We start from the raw sequence: 18717 nt of genomic DNA, 5'->3' as shown, positions 1-18717 counted from the left end.
CTCCTTCCTCGGTGTAATTTTTACTTTCCTATAAGTCATCTACATCTTGTATCGGTTTTATAGCTTTTCCTTTTGGACATCCAGTATAATGTCCATCTGGATCAGATTTACTTGTACTTTCACTTAATATAGAATTTACAACAGAACTTATTCTTTTCTTTTTCTCTGTTAAGTTCTCTTCTTTAATATTTTTCTTGATATTGTTTTCCTTCATAGTAAAATCACCTCTTACTTATGATTTCCAACACTAAAAATATTAAAAGTAAAATATAGGAAATTTCTTTATGTCATTATTATATTCCTATGTTAAAATTAAATCAATGTCAGTTCTTTAAGATATAATATTCCTATTTTTTTGTATTTTTCAAATTTTAAATTAATTTTAATTATATTTTTCAGTAAAATTACTTTTGTATAGCTTTAATTGGATCTAATCTAGATGCCTTAAATGCTGGTATAAGTCCAAATATAATTCCTGTTAAAATAGATGTTAATGATGCATATACAAATCCTTTAACAGATAGTATTGCTTTAAATGGCAACATATTAGATACATAATTTACAGCTACAATACCTATAATCATTCCTAATATTCCGCCTATAATTGTTATAAACGTAGATTCAACTAAAAACTGAAACATTATATTTCTTGGTTTTGCACCTATAGCTCTTCTTATACCTATTTCTTTTTGTCTTTCAACTACAGACATATACATTATATTCATTACCCCTATTCCACCTACAAATAAAGAAACTAAAGTTATTATTTTTACAAATTTATCAATACTTGATGTCATATACTCTAATTCCATATGAGCATTGTCCATATTTTCTGTTACATAATTTCCATCTAAATCCGAATGTAATTCTTGAAGTTTCATAGCCACATTGTTTGCAACTTCATATACATCATGTCCAGGAGATGCAACTATATCAATACTATTTATTTCACTGTTTCCATAGTTATACTTATTGACTAATTTTTCAAACACTTTTTTAGGCATTAAAGCTGTTTGATATTCCATATTTCCACCACTGTACATAGCTTCAATTTGATTTTGTGATTCTTGGACTTCCTCTTCTAAAATACCTACAATTTCATATAAATCACCATCTATATTTATTGCATTTCCTATTGCCTCTTCTGGATTTTCAAATAAATCCATAGCATTTTGCATTGTAATTAATACTACTTTTCGTTCGACATCATCGTAACCAAAATCTCTACCATGAGAAATTTTTACTTTTTTACTTTTTTTATATGAATTAAGTTCTATGGAAGTTGATTTTTTATCAACAAAACCTTCATATCCATAAGTTGTACTAAGTTCACTTCCTTCAGTTGTAGGTTTTACTCTTTGTACTCCTTCTATAAAAGATATAGATTCTATATCTTGCATTGTAAAAGGTCTTAAAAATACAGAATAATCAACCATACTATAATTTGTAGGCTCAAACCTTATAGTGGTTTTTTTCTTACTTACTTTATCAGTTGATTCTTTCATCTTTTCTTCAAGGCCAGCTCCAATTGAAGTTACAACTATTACGGAAGTTATACCTATAATTATCCATATCATGGTTACAAATACACGTAATTTATGAGCTTTTAAATTTGCTAGAGCATTTTTTATCAAATTCACAGCTAAACCCCCTCTACTATGGCACCATCTTTTAAATTTATAAGCTTTGTTGCATAGTTTGTTAGATCTGGATCATGAGTAACCATTATTACAGTTTTACCACTGTCATTTAAACTTTTAAGTAAATTCATTATCTCAATTCCAGTTTCACTGTCTAGTGCTCCTGTTGGTTCATCTGCAAATATTATTTGAGGATCATTTACCAAAGCTCTTGCAATTGCTACACGTTGTTGTTGTCCCCCTGATAATTGAAGCGGTTTTTGATTTACTTTATCTAAAAGTCCTACTACTTTTAGACTCCTTTCTACTCTTTCTTTTCTTTCTTTTTTTGAAAATTTACTATTATATATCATAGGAAGTTCTACATTTTGGAAAACATTTAAAGTTTCTACTAAATTAAATTGTTGAAATACAAAACCTATATTTGTATTTCTAAATTCAGAGCGCTTATTTTCATTTAAATTTGTAACATTATTATATTCAAAAAAATAGCTTCCATCATCAAACTTATCCAAAAAACCCAATATATTTAATAATGTAGTTTTTCCACTACCTGATTTACCCATTATCATTACAAATTCGCCTTGGTTTATAGTTAAATTTATAGATTTCAAAACGTGTAGTTTTTCTTTGCCAACCTTGTATCTTTTTTGAAGGTTCTTAAGTTCTATTACTTTACTCAATTACTTTACCTCTCCTTCAGATGCTACACCTTGACCTTCATAAATATTTTGACCCTCTTTTATACCTTTATCATCTGAATATCTTATTACTTCATCGTTTTCTCCTACACCTTCAACTATAGTGGCAAATTCATCTGTAACTTCTTCTGCTTTTACTTCTTGTTTATACACTATTCCATCGATAACTTTGTATACAAACTTCTTTTCATCTTCTTGAATTAAAGCAGTATATGGAACTTTTATTTTATTATTTGAAGCTTCTATTGTACTTTGAACATGAAATCCATTTTTAACTTTTGATAAATCTTGATTTTCTAAAAAGCTAACTTTTATATCATAGTAAGACATATTTTGATTTCCAGACATATTACCTTCATTTTGATCAGTCGATGGTCTTTCTCCTATAGATGTAACTTTTCCTTTAAACTTTTCCTTTGTTGAGTATACTAATATATCAACTTCTTGATCTATATTAATCTTAGATAAGTCTTGCTCACTTGCTTGTCCTTTTATATAAAATTCATTAGTCTCTAATGTCATTAACGAAGGAGATTGTTCTCCATTTTGAGTTTTTTCATTTATATAAATTTTTCCACTAAACGGTGCATAGACTGTTTGATAAGCCTTTGATTCAAGGCTCTTTATCTTATTATTCATTTGCCCAATTTCTAAATCTATAGACTTTTTTTGTTCTTCTTCTAAATTATTTAAATTATTTTTTTCATTTTCTTTTACTTTTATTTGTTCTTTTAAATCTTCAATTTCGGATATTACAGTTTCATTTTTACAAATAAATAATTGCTGACCTTGTTCTACATTTTGTCCATCTTCTACTTTTATAGTATCTAATATCCCTTTTTCCCCATCTACAGAAAAATCTTCTTTTTTTGCTGGTACGATTTTCCCATTTACAAATATTTTTTCTTTTCCTGGAACAGTATATATTTCTGGAGTCGCTTGCATTACCGCTTCGGATTGTTTATTACCTTGAACTTTTTTTACTATAGTAAACCCCCCTGCAAATATAGATATAACAACTATTCCCCCAATAATAGTTTGTTTTTTACTTAATTTAATACTTTTTTTCAAAAAAATCCCCCCAAATTACCTTATTTTGTCTTTTATAAGTTAATTATATAATAATTTTGCATACGTTGTCATAAAATAAGATTCAAAATTAGTTACAACATTTTAACTTTAAAGGAAAATAAAAAATGAGGATATATTAACCCTCATTAGTTTTCAAATATTGTATTTTCAACTTTCCATTTTATTACATTTATATATAACCAAAATCCATATATTCCTAAAGTTATTATAGTAAGTATCCACCATTTTATATATTGGAAAAATAAATCCGTCCCGCTTCCTACAAACTTTAATCTTTTTCCATCTACAACAGTATTATCTATTTCCCATCTGTACTTTATACACATAGCCCATGGAGTAGCTATTCCCAATGTCACAAAACTTATTATTGCTGCTAATATGTTAACTCCTATTAATCCTAATAAATTTCCTTCAAATCTTGATGTCATTTTGTCTCCTCCTATTATTGATTATTCATTAATTATAAGGGTATATCAAATTATAGTCTATAAATTAAACTTTAAATTTTTCTTAAATAAACCTTAATTATTAAGTGAGTTTACTAGATTTTTTCTTTTTAATTTAATGTTATAGTTTATGTGCTTAAAATCAATTAATAAAAGGAGCTTTTTATATGACTATAAAAACTATATCACCATTTACAATACTATTTTCTGCTCTTTCATCACTAACATTAGGGTTACTAGTATTATTTAATTTTACGTTTATAGCTGATGTAACTTTGGATATGATATCATTCGTATTTATAGTTTTAGGAGCTTTGTCTATACTTACATATATTTTTAACAAAGAAAAAAGGTTACTAATTAAATTAATTATAGGTATTTTTTATGTATCTTTAGCAATTTTTATCAAATTTAATCCAATATTTTTAGGAATATCTATTGTAAGAATAATTGGTATGTATGCTTTTTTAAATTTCATTGCAAGATTGGTAGCTGCCATTGTTCTTTATAAAAATAAAGTAAAGGGTTGGGCTATTGGTATAGCAGTTAGCGTCATATCTTTAGTATTTAGCTTAATTTTATTATTTCATCCTCAACAATATATGTATGTGGTTGCTAAATTTTCAGGAATTTATATAGTATTATATTCTCTTACACTATTTTCTGATTTCTTTAAAGAGATTTCTTATAATAATATAATTCCAGATAGAGTTAAAAGGAAAATAAGAATTGGACTACCTTTATTGTACGCAGCCTTTATTCCCCAACGTCTACTTGAAAAAATAAATGAATCTATAAAAATAAATCCGAGAAATGATATTTTTGTAGAAAGCAAAGAAAGTTATATAGAGAATAATTATTATTCTACTATAGAAATATTTATTCATTTGGCGCCTGATTGTGCTAATGGCTTTGGTCATATAGATATATCTATTGATAATATAACTTATTCTTATGGAACTTATGATAGTAGTTCAAATAGATTATTTACTTTAATAAGTGATGGTGTTTTAATTGAAGCAAGTACCAAAGAATATATAAAATTTTTAAATAAAGAATGTAATCGATCTTTAATAGGTTTTACTTTGGCTTTAAATAAAAATCAGTATAATGCTATAAAATCTAAAATAGATATAATTAAATCAAATTGCTATGAATGGAAATGTGATGTTCAAAAACACCCTAATTCAACTTACACTGATGAAACTAACTTACTTTATTTAGCTACAAATTGTACTTTTTATAAGTTTAAACAAGGTTATTTTAAAACATATTTTACTTTAACTTCTAATTGTGTTAGATTAGCTGATACAATAGTTGGTTCTGCTGGACTAGATTTAATAGCTATAAACGGTATAATAACCCCAGGTACTTATTATAATTATCTAGACAAATTATTTAAAAGAAAAAATACTATTGTTATTAAAAAGAAAATATATAGAAAAGATACATTTAATAAAAAAGATGAATTATCTAATCATTAGATAGTTCATCTTTGTATGATAAAACGCTACTTAAAAATACACTTAAACAAACTACGCTTGTAACAGAGATTAACATAGATGCTATCTTTGCTAAAACTGTAGTTGGTATTATATCTCCATATCCAATTGTAGTAAAGGTTATTACTGTATAATAGAATAAATCAAAGTTAGTATTAGCGTTTAAAAATGCTCCTTTTTCAAGCCCATTTATTAAACAAACTATTAGATATAAATTTATTATCAACATTAAAAGTATTAATATTGAAGCTATTATAATTCTTGAGTATCCATTATCTTCTTTTTTCATAGATTTTATATTGTATGGATTTGCTATTATAGTTATCAAAGTTTTTATATTTAAGTAATAACAAACTCCCATTCCTAATAGTCCTATAACTACATTGTCTATAAATTCCTTTGGAAATAATACAAGTATAGTCAAATATGTACTTATCATAAAATAGCTTAGTATAAAATCTAATTTTAGATTTTTATGTTCAACTGTATTTATAAAACTTTGTATTTTCAAACTTAAATACAACATATATCCAATTGAATAATGTACTATTATAAAACAAATTATCGTTATAATACCTTTTAATAAAAATTCAACTCCACCAGATAAAGTTCCTAATTCTAAGTGCTTAGTTATTGTTGTATATATACCAACAAAACTAGACACTTCAGCAAAAACTAAAAGAGCACCTTGAATAAGTCTTGATAAAATTTGTTTTTGTTTAAAAATTTCTATATACGTTTTATTGATTGCTTTAAAAGTTGATGTAACTCTTTTTTTAAGATGCTTGTCAATTTTTCTATTTCTGGCAATTAAAACTATAAACGTTAATATAGTAACTACTGTAATTATAAACCTACCCATTTTACACCACCTTTTTGCATACTTATTTATTAATATTACTTATTTTTTATATAAAGTCAAATTTAATTTAAACACTAAAAAAGTGATTAGAATTAATTAATTCTAATCACTTTTTATTTTTATTTAAATTCAATGACCATATATGAAATATTATTGTTCTTCAATTATTCCATATCCTAGTCCATGTCTTTTATATACTGTACTTATTTTATCAGTTTCTGAATTTCTAAACATATAGAAGTCATGTCCCAATAGTTCCATTTGTAAAATAGCTTCTTCACTACTCATAGGCTTTATTGAGAATTTTTTCACCCTTTCTATATGTATATCTTTTTCATCAGTATCATTAGTAAAATCATAATCTTCAATGTTTTCAAATCTTATGCTTTTATGATGATGTTTTCTATTTTTTGCTCTAGTTTTATACTTTCTAAGTTGCTTATATAGTTTATCATACACTGTATCTATAGCTGCATATAAGTCTTTTTGAGTATCTTCAGCTCTTATTATAGGTCCCTTTATAGGTGCTATAGTTACTTCTACTGATTGATCTTCTTTTTTAGCACTTATTGTCACTTTTACATCTGTATCTACGTTAAGGTACTGTTGTAACTTCTCCATCTTACTTTCAATCTTAGATTCTATACTTTCTGTTGGATTTATATTTTTACCAATTACTCTTACGTTCATAAGTAGTACCCCCTTGTATAAAACATTAGTTAAATACTTAATTGTTTTTAAGTTTTATATTTAACTTACATTAATTGTAATGGAAATCGTTGGGTTTTTCCATTCTATTTTTTATTTTTTTTTCGTGGTATAATAGTAATAGTGAGGTGTTTTTTGAGAACAATAATAAAAGGTATGTCTTTTTTCAAGACATACCTTTATATATATCGCTTATATAGTAGCTGCTATCTCATCTATAACTAAATTTTCATATTTAGCTAACCATTCTTGTCTTTCTAATTTTAACTTAGTTGCTATTTTAGCATACTCTTCCTTAGTATAATAATTTCTTGGATTATATTTTTCTATATCTATTCCACAAACATTAGTAGGAATCATATAACCCCATTCATCATCTTTTACCCAAGTTATATTGTCTCTTGCTATTTCTTTCATTATAGTTGTAGAAACTTTTATAGTTAATTTTTCACCATCAGTATTTTCTTTTGCTCCAACACTTCCTGTATTTAATATAAAGCATTCCATATCTGGATTATTTTGAAGTATTTCTTTAAGCCTTAATCCTTCTTCTATTTCTGGTCCCATTATAAAAGGATTTGTTCCAACACATCTTTTTGATTGCCCTGCTTTTGTAGGGTCTCCTGCTGAAGTCTCTATGGATTCTCCTAACATAAATGCATCTAGTGCTTGTTTTGGATCTAACTTAACAACAGGTGGTACTATATCATTTCTTCTAGTTATAAAAATTATTTTATTTGCTTTTTCTAAATCTACTGTACCATCAGTTGTATCTATTTCATCTCTTAATATAACTCCTCTACCATTTGATGTAAGAGTTGTATCATAGAAATCTACTTTTCCATTTTCGTCAACTTTTATATTTTCTAATGCTGCATTTTCACTTGTTGCAGCTTTATATAAAACACTTTGTTGCTTAGGATTTAATCCTTCTGTTTTTATATAAAATCCATTCTCTGTTCCAAAACAGCATCTATCTTCATCCATAAATACAACATCATCTTGTCTTACTACTGCTTTTTCTTCTCCAGATAATTCATGATCATGTATAGTTAATGTAGTTTTACCAGTTCCACTAAGACCAAACATTATAAATCCTACATCTTTTAATTCATCGTTTTTATCATAAACTCTAAGTACTTTACTTCCAGCATGAAATCCTAATCCACCTGCTTTTTTTACTTTATACATAGCCATTCTTAAGAAAGATTTTTTAGATTCTCCAAAATAGTCACTACCTAGTATAAATGTAACTCCACTTTCAGGATAAGCTATCATTATTCTTTCTGGCCATTCAGGAATATATATACTTACTAAATCTGGATTTTCACTATCTGTTGGATTAAATAAAGTATTATTCCACATATGAGCTATTCTTGCATATTCTTTTGATATATATAATCTACAGTTAAAAGAGAACTTTTCATTCATTCCCATTTTTCTATCTACTCTTATTACATCTTTATTTTTTATATATTCAAAAACCTTAGCTGCTATTTCATCTGCTTTGGCTTTGCTTATTTTCTGTTGATCTACCCCTGTTTCTATTTCATCAACTATATAAGTATTTTTTGCACTTCTATTTTTTACTTCACTTATATAACTAGCACTATTAAACTCCGTAGTTTTTTCCACATTATTTGCTAGTGATCTTAATTCACCTCTAGTTGGATTTACTATAACATTCCCAAATAATCTATCACTTATATTATTTATGTTAGACATACTTACCCTCCAAATTTAATTAGTGTATCCTTTTTACACTAATTAGTATATCATATTAATTAAAAAAGTCTACTCTTTTTTTTAAATTTACTAAATTTATTATTTGGCTTTATCTTATAATGTTTTGCTCCTAATTTTAAAAATAAAAATAGAGCCTATAAATAGACTCTATCTCCCCTAAAATTCACAATTTTTATTTACATATTAAGATTTAATATAATAAAATATACAGTCGCTGCCAATCCTACTGAACCTATTGTAAATAATGTTCTAATTAATATCTTCGATTCCACTTAAATACCTCCTTAGTTCATAAGTGGCTTTATTATATCCTTTGGTATAGTAAATTCAACTAATCCCATAGCTCCAGGTCCTACTTCATACTTATCAAAACATATAACAAGTTCTCCACTTTTATTTATATAAAATCCCTGATCTCTTTTTATAGACTTAAAATTACTATTTCTAGCTTCTTTATCATTTAGCCAGTAAATTTTATTCTTATCTTTTTTCATTTGTTCTGCCATTTGCTGTTTTATATTTTCACTGATTACGTTTATATAATCATCATTTTTAAACATACCTTCTAATGTTAGTACAGTTTGATTCTTCTTATCTATATTGTAAAATCTTCTTGTAGTATTAGATGAGCCTTCTGCCTCATACTCATATATAACAAGAGATAATATATTGTCATTATCAGTTTTTACTTCATACCAAGATTCAGCAGATTTATGACCACTTTCATTTGATTCCTTTAATCCCTTTACCTCTTCTAAGTATTGACTGTATAATTTCTTTCCATTTTCCTCAAACTCTTTATTTAGTTTATACTCTAACTCTTTATTATCTAGCCCTTCAATCTTAGGCACTTTTATAGAAGCCTCATATCCGTTATCCTTTATTTGGTAGTTAGAAAAATTCACTATCTTTACTAGGTTTCCTATAACAGGAATTTGTTCTAAATTGTCAGCAAATACTGGATTTATATTTATAGCTCCTACAACTGCGCATATAGATGCAGCTGTTACTAACCATTTTGTTTGTATCTTATGATTACTTTTTTTATTTATAGCATCATTTACTACATCATTTAATCTTGCAGGAATTTTTATATTGTTGTAGTTTTCTTTTAGTTTATCTATTTTATATCTATCACCCATAAATAGCTCTCCTCACTAATCCTCTGTATTTATTTTTATTTTAAGCCGTCTTAACCCTTTGTATAATTTTGTTTTCACAGTGTTTATGTTTTGTTGTAAAACATTAGCTATTTCTTCTATTTTCATATCCTCAAAGTATCTCAACATTATTATACTTTTGTATTCTTCCGGAAGCCTATCTAGTGCTTGTTCAAGATCTATATCAGAATATATATCATTTGATATTTTTTCATTTATCATATCTTCTTGACTTAAGCTTACATACTTGTTGTTTTTTCTTATATAATCTATAGCGCTATTTACTAATATTTTATAAAACCAAGTTTTAACTACTTCTATATTTTTAAGCGTATCTATTTTTTGAAGTGCCTTACATATAGCATCATGTACAATATCTAATGCGTCATCTTCGTTTTTGACATAACTGTATGCTATTTTGTAAAACCTTTCTTGATTTTCAACTATATAGTCTTTTACTTTTGATTCTTTTATTTTTTTGCTTGAGCTCAATATATTCATTTAAATCTTTGGGCCTCCTCTCTCTTACATATATATAGACGTTTTATATGTATTAAAAAGTTTTAATTTTTTCAAATTTTATTTTGTGTAATATTTTGCATATCCATTCAAAATAAAAAAATATCAATATAAAGCTATACACAAAGCTTAATAATACAATAAATAAAGGGTATCGTAAATCACGATACCCCCTAGTAAACTTTTAATTTATATATCACTATTTGAAATTTGCCTTGGCCATGAAAGTAAATCCTTCTTAGCTATTTTTAACCATTTTTCATTTGGAAAATGTAAATCACAGAAACAATTATGGTAATTTGCTGTCCAAACATATTTATCCCAAACTTCTATGTTGGTCTTGTGTATACTTAGTAATTCTTCAAGCTTCTTTTTATGTCTAAATAAAAGTTCATGCTGCACTCTTTCAAATTCATAGTCATTATTGCACTCTGTATAAAATTTAAATATAGTATTTAGATAATTTAAAAACCACTGTCCATCACTATCTATTAGTATCTTATTTTTTTGAGGAGCTGCATCATAATAATTTATATATTTTTTTAATAATTTAACAGTTTTTTCATCTAGTACGATTCTTGGATAGCAAGCTATTTTACTTTCAGTATTATGTGCATCAAGAAGTGCAGGTCCAAATACTATATCTTCATTTATATAAAAATCACCTACACTTACTCCCCCTCTAACAAAAAGTCCTTCTAATGATAAGTTAAATTGATATTCTGAAACATTTTCTAAAATTTCATCTAGTTCTTTTTCTCCATCATCTTTTATAGGATATGCAACTACCATATTATCAGTAAAAATTTTAACCTTACCTTTACTGTATTTATTTGGTGTTATACATTGTTTATTTTTAGTTATAAGGTAATTAATTTCTTTAAGTAATTTGTCTCCATATCCATCTCGACAAGAATCAACTATCATTTGTGAAAACCCTAATATATCAATTGCACATACCATAGAGTTTACTAAGCTTGGATTATCTTTATCATATTTTTTTGCGTCCATTTCTACCCACCTTTAAAATATAATTCTATTTTGTATTTATTATATAGTATTTTTAAAGATTGTATAGAAAATTTTAAATAAATTTTATATTTTGTTAAGTTTATTCACATCTTTAGTCATTAAATTTAAATATTTTTTATCCTAAGTTTCTAAATAAATTTACACCCTTAGTTTTTATTATTTTCCATAAAATTAAATCCATTGCTAAAGTTATAGTAGTTGCCAAAATTAATAGCACATTAAAATCAAGCTTAAAAAAATAATATATTGCTCCATAAACTCCTAAATAGGCTAAGCTAGAAAATATTGATATAGTTGAACTTAATCCTCTTTTAACAACTTCAACTTCATTTATATAATCAAGTTTTGGATAAAGTAAATTTATAAATAATCCATATAGTGCTATAAAAAATGAACTAACTATTATTAAAATAGACATTATTATTATATAAAATATACTAAATTTAAGTTTAATAGATATCAGTAAAAAGCTTATTAATGCAATAGGTAAAACTAATAAAATATTTATACCTAATTTAGATTTAAATATATCTAATTCGTCTATAGGTAAACTTTTTAGTATCCATAAATTTTTACCTTCTAAAGATATAGAACTACTAGTAGTACAACTCATAAATATACAAAACATAATTATCATAGTTATCTGTACATTAAACATACTAGTATAAGATGATAAATTTATTATAGTAGCTATTTTATCTTTTCCTAATATTATAATTCCCACCGCTAAAACACCTAATAAAACCAATCCAAAAGAAGTATTTAAAACATATATATAAGATGAAAAATATCTTTTTAGTTCTTTATTTAATAACGCTTTTATAGGTTTAGAACTTTTAAGTCCTTTTACTTTATAATCATTTACTTTATAACCTTCAGTCATTTTTGAATTTATTTTTCTAAATCCTTTTGAAAATATTAAAATAAATACTATAAATGGCGTTATAGATAAAAAAGAAAATATTAAAACTGATAGTAAGTTATTATTTTTAAGTCCATCTATAAAATAATAAGCTGGAATATAAATTTTTTTAGAAATTTCAATTATAGATGAACTATTTTTTATTATAACCTCTAAAAAGTTATCCATATTGTAAGATATCAAAATAATTACCAAAGTAGCCAATATACTGCCTATTATTAAAATAGAATTTTTATATCTACTATTGTATGATAACCTTCCTATTAAATAAGTTATTATTGAAGATATTATTATAGGTATAAAAGGTGTTGTTATAAACATAATTAATAAATTTATTATATAAATAAAAGAGTAATTGCCTTTAATAAAATATACAAGTGATGGAATTATCATAATAAAGGCTGAATATAGATAGTTACTTAAAACTAATAAAATTATCTTACTTGCAAAGATTGTTGAGTCCTTAATTGGTAAACTAGATAACATTTCATAATCTCTTGCTTGATACAAATATGAAGGAGCTTTATATATAGAGTTAATTAAATTAAAAAGTATAGCTCCTATAAATCCAATTACTAATAGTAGTTCAATCTGATTTACTTTTTTTAACATATCTGCTAAATCTAGCATTAAAGAAAACATTGAACCCATTAAAACAATAATTGAAAATAATATAAGTATTCCTATTGATATTTTTTTTATGTTTTCACCTTTACTACTTTCTCTTAATTTATTTATTCCAATAGTGTTTAAAAAACTTATTTTTAATAAAAGTCCTAAATTACTCATTATCAATCAACTCCATAAATAAATTTTCAAGAGATTTATCCCCTTTAACTTCATTTGTAGTTCCAGAAGTTATTATTTTCCCATCTTTTATTATTGCTATTTTATCGCATATTTTTTCAGCTACTTCAAGCACATGTGTTGAAAATAATATACAACCTCCATTTTCACAAAACTTTTTCATTATTTCTTTAAGTGTATAAGAAGCTTTTGGATCAAGACCTACAAAAGGTTCATCAAGTATTAATATATTTGGGTCATGTATAAGTCCAGATATAATAGCTAACTTTTGTTTCATCCCATGAGAGTAAGCTCCAATAATTGAACCTAGTGCACTTTCTATTTCAAACTTTTTAGCATATTCCTTTATAAGCTCTTCTCTTTTAATTTTGTCTACTTTAAATATATCTGCAATAAAGTTTAGATACTGTATTCCAGTTAAAGATTCATATAAGTCTGGGTTATCAGGTATATATGCAATTTGTCTTTTACATTCGATAGCATTGGTTTTTATTGATTTTGAATTTATAATTATATCTCCACTTTCAAAATCATGAATTCCAACAATGGCTTTTAAAGTTGTTGTTTTACCTGCTCCATTATGTCCTATAAACCCAAATATCTCACCTTTGTTTATTTCTATAGATATATTTTCTATAGCTATTTTTTTATTATAATATTTTGTTACATTTTCTAATTTTAACATATTAATACTCCCCCTAATATTATACTATCTGTTATATATAATATATAACAGATAGTACTCATGTGCAATATAATTTTATATTTAATAAAAAAAGCTATCTCGAAATCGAGATAGCTTTTTATTTATCCTACAACTTTTTCAGTTTTCTTTACCTTCTTTAAGTGTTTATTTTCATAAACAGTAAATAGTATAAATCCTGTTAATGCAAATGCCGCTGGTCCACCTATCATAGTCAATGTATCTTTTAATCCGTCTTTAGAAGATAGCACTGGTTCTATTATAGTAAATACATTTGCAAATCCTACTATTGCGGTTACTATTATAGATGATATAATTGCTGCTCCTTTAGTCTTATAAACTACATATGATTTTTCTATTTCTCCATTTAATTGTTTCTTTTTAAATGCAGGAAATGCTGCTGATAAGAACATATATGTTATTGTCATGGCAACATTAGTCATTAAAGTTAATATAGTAAAGAATTCATCTGCATTTTTACCACCAAATGATACTATAAGTATCATTCCTATAACTACTATAGCTTGAACTTTCATAGCGTTTACAGGCATCCCATTTTTTAACTCTCCTAATTTACCAGGCCATAACTCTTTTGGTGCACCTTGTATTAATGTTTTTAAAGGAGAATAAGTTAAAGTAAAGAATGCTCCTGTTAATGATAAGAACATTGAAAGACCTACAAATCTTGCAGTCCATGCTCCTATAGCTAATGATATCCCTTCAGATAAACCAAATCCCGAACCTATTTTATATCCTAAGTTACTCATTAATATGTATGTCGCATTAGCCATATTAACGTTTTCCCCACCTAAAACTTGATTCCAGTTAGTAAACATACCACAAGCAAATATACCAAGTGCATATCCTAATGATATTACTATTGCTGATATAGCAAGCCCTTTAGGGAAAGTTTTTTCAGCATTTTCAGTTTGATCAACTAATCCACCTAAAACTTCCAACCCACCAAATGCAAATACTGCAAATGTTAAGAAAGATAATACAGCTAATCCAGTTTGATAATTTGGACTTGGTGATTGTGTAAATGATTGAGCGATATTACTTATAGGTTGAGCCAATTCTCCATTTAAAATAACTACAAGTACACCTCCACCTAATAAAACTATATTTAAAAGTGCAACAGCTGTTCCACCTATTGAAGTTATTTTACTTATTTTATCAATACCTTTAGTTGATATAAATGTAACTACAGCTATCCATATTATCCCCAATATTCCTAAAGTCTGAACTGAACTTAATCCAAATAAACTCCATGTTGCTGTAGCATCGTATCCAAATATTGCATTTGATAATGGTATCCATAAACTTGAAGATACACTTACCATCCAAATTATATAAGAAGCATACCACATAAATGTTCCTATAAAAGCATATTTAGCTCCTATAGATTTTTCCATCCATGAATACATTCCTCCACTTTCTTTTTTAAATGCTGAACCATACTCTGCCATCATAAATGCATATGGTATGAAAAATAGTATTGCACTTAAAACATACCATGGTATTGCTGAGTATCCCATTAAATAGAACGCTCTTGGCATGTTAGAAAAACCAAATACTGATGTAAATATCATAAGTATTAATGGCATTAATGTAAGTTTTTTAGCATTATTGCTTGGTTGTGACATGTTAATCCCCCTTAAATATGTATGATTTCTTTAAATGATAAATTTTCAATTTTGTTATAAATTTATCATCTCTTTCATTTCAAAGAATAGCATTATTATTTTTACTTTTCAATATAATTTGATTTTTATTAAATATTACAACTATTCTTATTTTTCTAAATAATATACCAAATGAAAACAGTTTTTTTAATTCAATTTAATCGTTATTTCTACATTTACTCATGTTATTTATCTATAATCCTATGTTAATTTTATTTTTCGATAATTTACTATGTTTTTCTACATATATTATAATTTGACACCTACTATTTTTATTAATAAATTATTGAATTAATTTTAATTTATATAAATTATTAATTATTAATTTGTATTTATTTTTTGTCTAATATAAAATTTTGTTTGATATATTCTCAATCCTTCAAATATTTATCAATTGACGAAAAACTTTTTTAATAAAATTTTTTTCATTTTTTATTGCATTTTTTTCATTTAATGCATATAATGATTTAAAATAAAAAATTTTTAGAGGAGATAAAATAGAATGATTAATATAAACTTAACCAAAGCTTTACAATTTCATAACTTTTATTTTAGCTATTATAGTTAAGTTTGTATTTATGATATAAATCGAAAGTCATAGATACAGACACTAAATTTTGTTTGTATCTATGATGGCTAATTTTAGCATGTACTTAGGCCACATAGATAAATACTATGTGGTTTTTTTAATCCTAGGCAAAAAAGGCCACATAGTATATAACTATGTGGCCTTTTTATATATAAATTTAAAAATAATTAAAAGAGAGGTTAAATAATGAATAAAAATAAAGATATATTAATAATAGGATTCGCATTATTCTCTATGTTCTTTGGAGCTGGAAATTTAATATTTCCACCTTTCATAGGATTAACATCTGGAAATCAATGGCTAATAAGTTTTTTAGGATTTATATTTGCAGATGTTGGAATAATTTTATTATCAATTATTGCTGTTGCTAAATCAGGTTCACTACAAAATGTTATAGGAAGAGCTGGTAAAAAGTTTGGATTGACCTTAGAGATTTTAATGATGCTTTGCCTTGGTCCAATACTAGTTGTACCAAGAACTGCTGCAACAACTTTTGAAATGAGTATTTTACCTATATTTAAAAATATGAATCCAGTATTATTTTCTATAGTATTTTTCTCTATAACTTTAGTTTTAACTATAAAACCTAATAAGGTTATGGATATTATAGGTAAGTTTTTGACTCCAATACTATTGATATCATTAGCAGTTTTAATAATAAAAGGAATAATATCTCCTATTGGAGATTTAAAAGAAGTAAATTCTAACGATTTATTTATAACAGGACTTACTCAAGGATATCAGACAATGGATGCCTTAGGTATAGGAGGTATAGTCGCTTTAGTTATGACTTCCTTTATAAGTAAAGGTTACAAAGAAAAATCAGAAATTATGTCTCTTACAATAAAATCAGCTTTACTTGCATGTATAGGTCTTACTGTAGTTTATGGTGGTTTGACATTTTTAGGTGCATCATCTTCTAATATTTATGATAGTTCTATATCTCAAACAGTTTTACTTATAAATATAACTCATCTGATTTTAGGTAATGTAGGAACTATAATGCTAGCTATAGTAGTTGGTTTTGCTTGCCTAACTACTGCAATTGGCTTGACTTCAGTTACAGGAAAATACTTTGAAGATGTTACTAATAAAAAGCTTAAATACGAATATATAGTTGTATTTATATGTATTTTTAGTGCTATTATATCCAATTTTGGTGTTGATAAGATAATACAAGTTGCTGTACCTATATTAAGTTTAATCTATCCTGTATCTATAGTTTTAGTAGTTATGAATATATTTAAAAATATCTTTCCTCATGATGTGACTTTTAAAGGAGCTTCGTATGCAACGCTTTTAGTGAGCCTTCTTACAGTTTTAAATAATTTAGGGTTTAATATAGAAATAGTTCAAAAGCTTCCATTTTCAAACCTTGGACTTAATTGGATTGTTCCAGCTATAATAGGTGGATTTTTATTTACTGTGATTTTTAAGAAAAAAGAAGATAATATTTTATATAAAAACTAATATATTAGATTAAAATAAAAAGAGCTGTCTTAAAATAGACAGCTCCTTAATTTAAGTTAGTTTTCTATTACTTCTATTGTATCACCAGGTATTACTTTTCCACCTTTAATAACTTTGGTAAATATACCTTCTCTTGGCATTACACAATCGCCAACTTGAGTTTTTATAGCACACCCTTTATGACAAGTTTTCCCTATTTGAGTTACTTCTTGTATAGTATCTCCTATTTTTAATTTGGTTCCAACAGGAAGTTCATATAAAACTATACCTTTAGTAGTTATATTTTCTGCAAATTTTCCAACTGATAAATCTTCTATTCCCTTATTTCTTAGCTTATCTATACTCTCATCCGACAATAAGCTAACTTGCCTATGCCAGTTACCAGCATGCGCATCCCCTACTAACCCATGATCTTCTTTAAATATACCTACTTCTACTGGATTTTTTATTACTCCTTTTTTATCACTTATATTTATAGCTAGTACAATTCCTTTTTTATTCATTTCTAATATACTCCCCACTTTTTCCACCTATTTTTTTCATAACTCTTATATTTCCTATTACCATTTCCTTATCAACAGCTTTACACATATCATATATAGTAAGCATAGCTACTGATGCAGCTGTTAAAGCTTCCATTTCAACTCCAGTTTTTCCAACTGTTGATACTTTTGCCTCAACTTCAATTTCATCTTCTAAAATATTAAATTTTATATCTGAACCAGTTAAAAAAATATTATGACACATAGGTATTATATCCCAAGTTTTTTTAGCTCCAGTTATACCACCAATTTGAGCTACTGATAAAACATCCCCCTTTTTCATTTGGTTGTTCTTTATCATCTCTATAGTTTTAGGATTCATTTTTATACTTCCCTTTGCTATAGCTACTCTTTTTGTCTCATTTTTTTCACTTACATCTACCATTTTTGCTTTACCATATTCATTAAAATGAGTAAATTCCATAAATTACCCTCCTATAAAACCTCTATAATTCCATATAATTATATAATCTTATTTATAACCTATTAATTATACATTAACATATAAATTTTATTTCATATAAAATTATATCACCTATGTCTAGCTTGTATTTAAATAGGATGTCTATATTTAGACATCCTATTTAAATA

Annotated in this window: 18 protein-coding genes; 2 read left to right on the top strand and 16 right to left on the bottom strand. The window is 26.0% G+C overall.

Features of this window, described 5'->3' with window-relative positions:
• Positions 1 to 28: 28 nt before the first annotated feature.
• The 5 genes from ATCC9714_RS04310 to ATCC9714_RS04290 all read right to left on the bottom strand — a co-directional run bounded on the left by ATCC9714_RS04310 (position 29) and on the right by ATCC9714_RS04290 (position 3861).
• Positions 29 to 214 (bottom strand): hypothetical protein, encoded by a 186-nt coding sequence (locus ATCC9714_RS04310; RefSeq protein WP_021128690.1) that lies wholly within the window; start codon positions 212 to 214, stop codon positions 29 to 31.
• Positions 215 to 404: 190 nt separating this feature from the next.
• Positions 405 to 1640 carry an ABC transporter permease gene (locus ATCC9714_RS04305; protein ID WP_057544537.1) on the bottom strand — a complete coding sequence of 412 codons (1236 nt, stop codon included), beginning with the start codon at positions 1638 to 1640 and terminating at the stop codon, positions 405 to 407.
• Between the two features lie 2 nt (positions 1641 to 1642).
• Positions 1643 to 2323 carry an ABC transporter ATP-binding protein gene (locus ATCC9714_RS04300; protein ID WP_057544535.1) on the bottom strand — a complete coding sequence of 227 codons (681 nt, stop codon included), beginning with the start codon at positions 2321 to 2323 and terminating at the stop codon, positions 1643 to 1645.
• Positions 2324 to 3412, bottom strand: a complete 1089-nt coding sequence (locus ATCC9714_RS04295) for an efflux RND transporter periplasmic adaptor subunit (protein WP_057544533.1) — start codon at positions 3410 to 3412, stop codon at positions 2324 to 2326. It abuts the gene before it with no gap.
• 146 nt (positions 3413 to 3558) lie between these two features.
• Entirely contained in the window at positions 3559 to 3861 is a 303-nt protein-coding gene (locus tag ATCC9714_RS04290) for a DUF898 family protein (RefSeq protein ID WP_021123326.1), read from the bottom strand.
• Between the two features lie 185 nt (positions 3862 to 4046).
• Here ATCC9714_RS04290 and ATCC9714_RS04285 point away from each other — a divergent pair, with 185 nt between their 5' ends.
• Positions 4047 to 5363, top strand: coding sequence for an HdeD family acid-resistance protein (locus tag ATCC9714_RS04285; RefSeq protein WP_057544531.1), 1317 nt, complete (start codon positions 4047 to 4049; stop codon positions 5361 to 5363).
• Here ATCC9714_RS04285 and ATCC9714_RS04280 read toward each other — a convergent pair.
• From ATCC9714_RS04280 to yjeM, 9 genes are all read right to left on the bottom strand, one after another.
• Positions 5353 to 6243 carry a potassium channel family protein gene (locus tag ATCC9714_RS04280; protein ID WP_057544529.1) on the bottom strand — a complete coding sequence of 297 codons (891 nt, stop codon included), beginning with the start codon at positions 6241 to 6243 and terminating at the stop codon, positions 5353 to 5355. The two genes, ATCC9714_RS04285 and ATCC9714_RS04280, sit on opposite strands and share 11 nt — an antisense overlap.
• Before the next feature lie 150 nt (positions 6244 to 6393).
• Positions 6394 to 6933, bottom strand: coding sequence for a ribosome hibernation-promoting factor, HPF/YfiA family (gene hpf / locus ATCC9714_RS04275; protein ID WP_021123321.1), 540 nt, complete (start codon positions 6931 to 6933; stop codon positions 6394 to 6396).
• A 210-nt stretch (positions 6934 to 7143) separates the two neighbouring features.
• Positions 7144 to 8676: a phosphoenolpyruvate carboxykinase (ATP) gene (locus ATCC9714_RS04270; protein ID WP_057574312.1), complete on the bottom strand. Its 1533-nt coding sequence runs from the start codon at positions 8674 to 8676 to the stop codon at positions 7144 to 7146.
• A gap of 305 nt (positions 8677 to 8981) precedes the next feature.
• A complete protein-coding gene (locus ATCC9714_RS04265) occupies positions 8982 to 9839 on the bottom strand; it encodes an anti-sigma-V factor rsiV (protein ID WP_021128698.1) in 858 nt (285 codons plus the stop codon).
• 15 nt (positions 9840 to 9854) lie between these two features.
• Positions 9855 to 10358, bottom strand: coding sequence for an RNA polymerase sigma factor (locus tag ATCC9714_RS04260; RefSeq protein ID WP_021128699.1), 504 nt, complete (start codon positions 10356 to 10358; stop codon positions 9855 to 9857).
• Between the two features lie 207 nt (positions 10359 to 10565).
• Positions 10566 to 11387 (bottom strand): hypothetical protein, encoded by an 822-nt coding sequence (locus ATCC9714_RS04255; protein WP_057544527.1) that lies wholly within the window; start codon positions 11385 to 11387, stop codon positions 10566 to 10568.
• Between the two features lie 136 nt (positions 11388 to 11523).
• Positions 11524 to 13119, bottom strand: a complete 1596-nt coding sequence (locus tag ATCC9714_RS04250) for a putative ABC transporter permease subunit (RefSeq protein WP_057544526.1) — start codon at positions 13117 to 13119, stop codon at positions 11524 to 11526.
• A complete protein-coding gene (locus ATCC9714_RS04245) occupies positions 13112 to 13822 on the bottom strand; it encodes an ABC transporter ATP-binding protein (protein WP_057544525.1) in 711 nt (236 codons plus the stop codon). Before ATCC9714_RS04245 ends, ATCC9714_RS04250 begins: the two co-directional genes overlap by 8 nt.
• Positions 13823 to 13944: 122 nt before the next feature.
• Positions 13945 to 15486: a glutamate/gamma-aminobutyrate family transporter YjeM gene (gene yjeM, locus ATCC9714_RS04240; RefSeq protein ID WP_057544524.1), complete on the bottom strand. Its 1542-nt coding sequence runs from the start codon at positions 15484 to 15486 to the stop codon at positions 13945 to 13947.
• 814 nt (positions 15487 to 16300) lie between these two features.
• Here yjeM and brnQ point away from each other — a divergent pair.
• Entirely contained in the window at positions 16301 to 17584 is a 1284-nt protein-coding gene (gene brnQ, locus ATCC9714_RS04235) for a branched-chain amino acid transport system II carrier protein (protein WP_057544523.1), read from the top strand.
• A 56-nt stretch (positions 17585 to 17640) separates the two neighbouring features.
• On the opposite strand, the gene ATCC9714_RS04230 is transcribed toward brnQ, so the two are convergent.
• Both ATCC9714_RS04230 and moaC read right to left on the bottom strand, forming a co-directional pair.
• A complete protein-coding gene (locus ATCC9714_RS04230) occupies positions 17641 to 18087 on the bottom strand; it encodes an MOSC domain-containing protein (RefSeq protein ID WP_054631160.1) in 447 nt (148 codons plus the stop codon).
• Complete coding sequence (gene moaC / locus ATCC9714_RS04225) at positions 18080 to 18550, bottom strand: cyclic pyranopterin monophosphate synthase MoaC (protein WP_057544522.1); 471 nt, start codon at positions 18548 to 18550, stop codon at positions 18080 to 18082. The genes ATCC9714_RS04230 and moaC overlap by 8 nt, the downstream gene beginning before the upstream one ends.
• Between the last annotated feature and the right edge of the window lie 167 nt (positions 18551 to 18717).

Source organism: Paraclostridium sordellii (genome assembly GCF_000953675.1).
Classification (GTDB): domain Bacteria; phylum Bacillota; class Clostridia; order Peptostreptococcales; family Peptostreptococcaceae; genus Paraclostridium; species Paraclostridium sordellii.
Note: the sequence above shows the minus strand (reverse complement) of the source record. Positions and strands in the feature narration are given on the sequence as shown.

Excerpts from the sequence above, each read along its gene's own strand:
- ATCC9714_RS04310 (WP_021128690.1), bottom strand. The coding sequence starts at position 214 with ATGAAGGAAAACAATATCAAGAAAAATATTAAAGAAGAGAACTTAACA.
- ATCC9714_RS04290 (WP_021123326.1), bottom strand. The coding sequence starts at position 3,861 with ATGACATCAAGATTTGAAGGAAATTTATTAGGATTAATAGGAGTTAAC.
- ATCC9714_RS04285 (WP_057544531.1), top strand. The coding sequence starts at position 4,047 with ATGACTATAAAAACTATATCACCATTTACAATACTATTTTCTGCTCTT.
- ATCC9714_RS04280 (WP_057544529.1), bottom strand. The coding sequence starts at position 6,243 with ATGGGTAGGTTTATAATTACAGTAGTTACTATATTAACGTTTATAGTT.
- hpf (WP_021123321.1), bottom strand. The coding sequence starts at position 6,933 with ATGAACGTAAGAGTAATTGGTAAAAATATAAATCCAACAGAAAGTATA.
- ATCC9714_RS04270 (WP_057574312.1), bottom strand. The coding sequence starts at position 8,676 with ATGTCTAACATAAATAATATAAGTGATAGATTATTTGGGAATGTTATA.
- ATCC9714_RS04265 (WP_021128698.1), bottom strand. The coding sequence starts at position 9,839 with ATGGGTGATAGATATAAAATAGATAAACTAAAAGAAAACTACAACAAT.
- ATCC9714_RS04260 (WP_021128699.1), bottom strand. The coding sequence starts at position 10,358 with ATGAATATATTGAGCTCAAGCAAAAAAATAAAAGAATCAAAAGTAAAA.
- ATCC9714_RS04255 (WP_057544527.1), bottom strand. The coding sequence starts at position 11,387 with ATGGACGCAAAAAAATATGATAAAGATAATCCAAGCTTAGTAAACTCT.
- ATCC9714_RS04250 (WP_057544526.1), bottom strand. The coding sequence starts at position 13,119 with ATGAGTAATTTAGGACTTTTATTAAAAATAAGTTTTTTAAACACTATT.
- ATCC9714_RS04245 (WP_057544525.1), bottom strand. The coding sequence starts at position 13,822 with ATGTTAAAATTAGAAAATGTAACAAAATATTATAATAAAAAAATAGCT.
- yjeM (WP_057544524.1), bottom strand. The coding sequence starts at position 15,486 with ATGTCACAACCAAGCAATAATGCTAAAAAACTTACATTAATGCCATTA.
- brnQ (WP_057544523.1), top strand. The coding sequence starts at position 16,301 with ATGAATAAAAATAAAGATATATTAATAATAGGATTCGCATTATTCTCT.
- ATCC9714_RS04230 (WP_054631160.1), bottom strand. The coding sequence starts at position 18,087 with ATGAATAAAAAAGGAATTGTACTAGCTATAAATATAAGTGATAAAAAA.
- moaC (WP_057544522.1), bottom strand. The coding sequence starts at position 18,550 with ATGGAATTTACTCATTTTAATGAATATGGTAAAGCAAAAATGGTAGAT.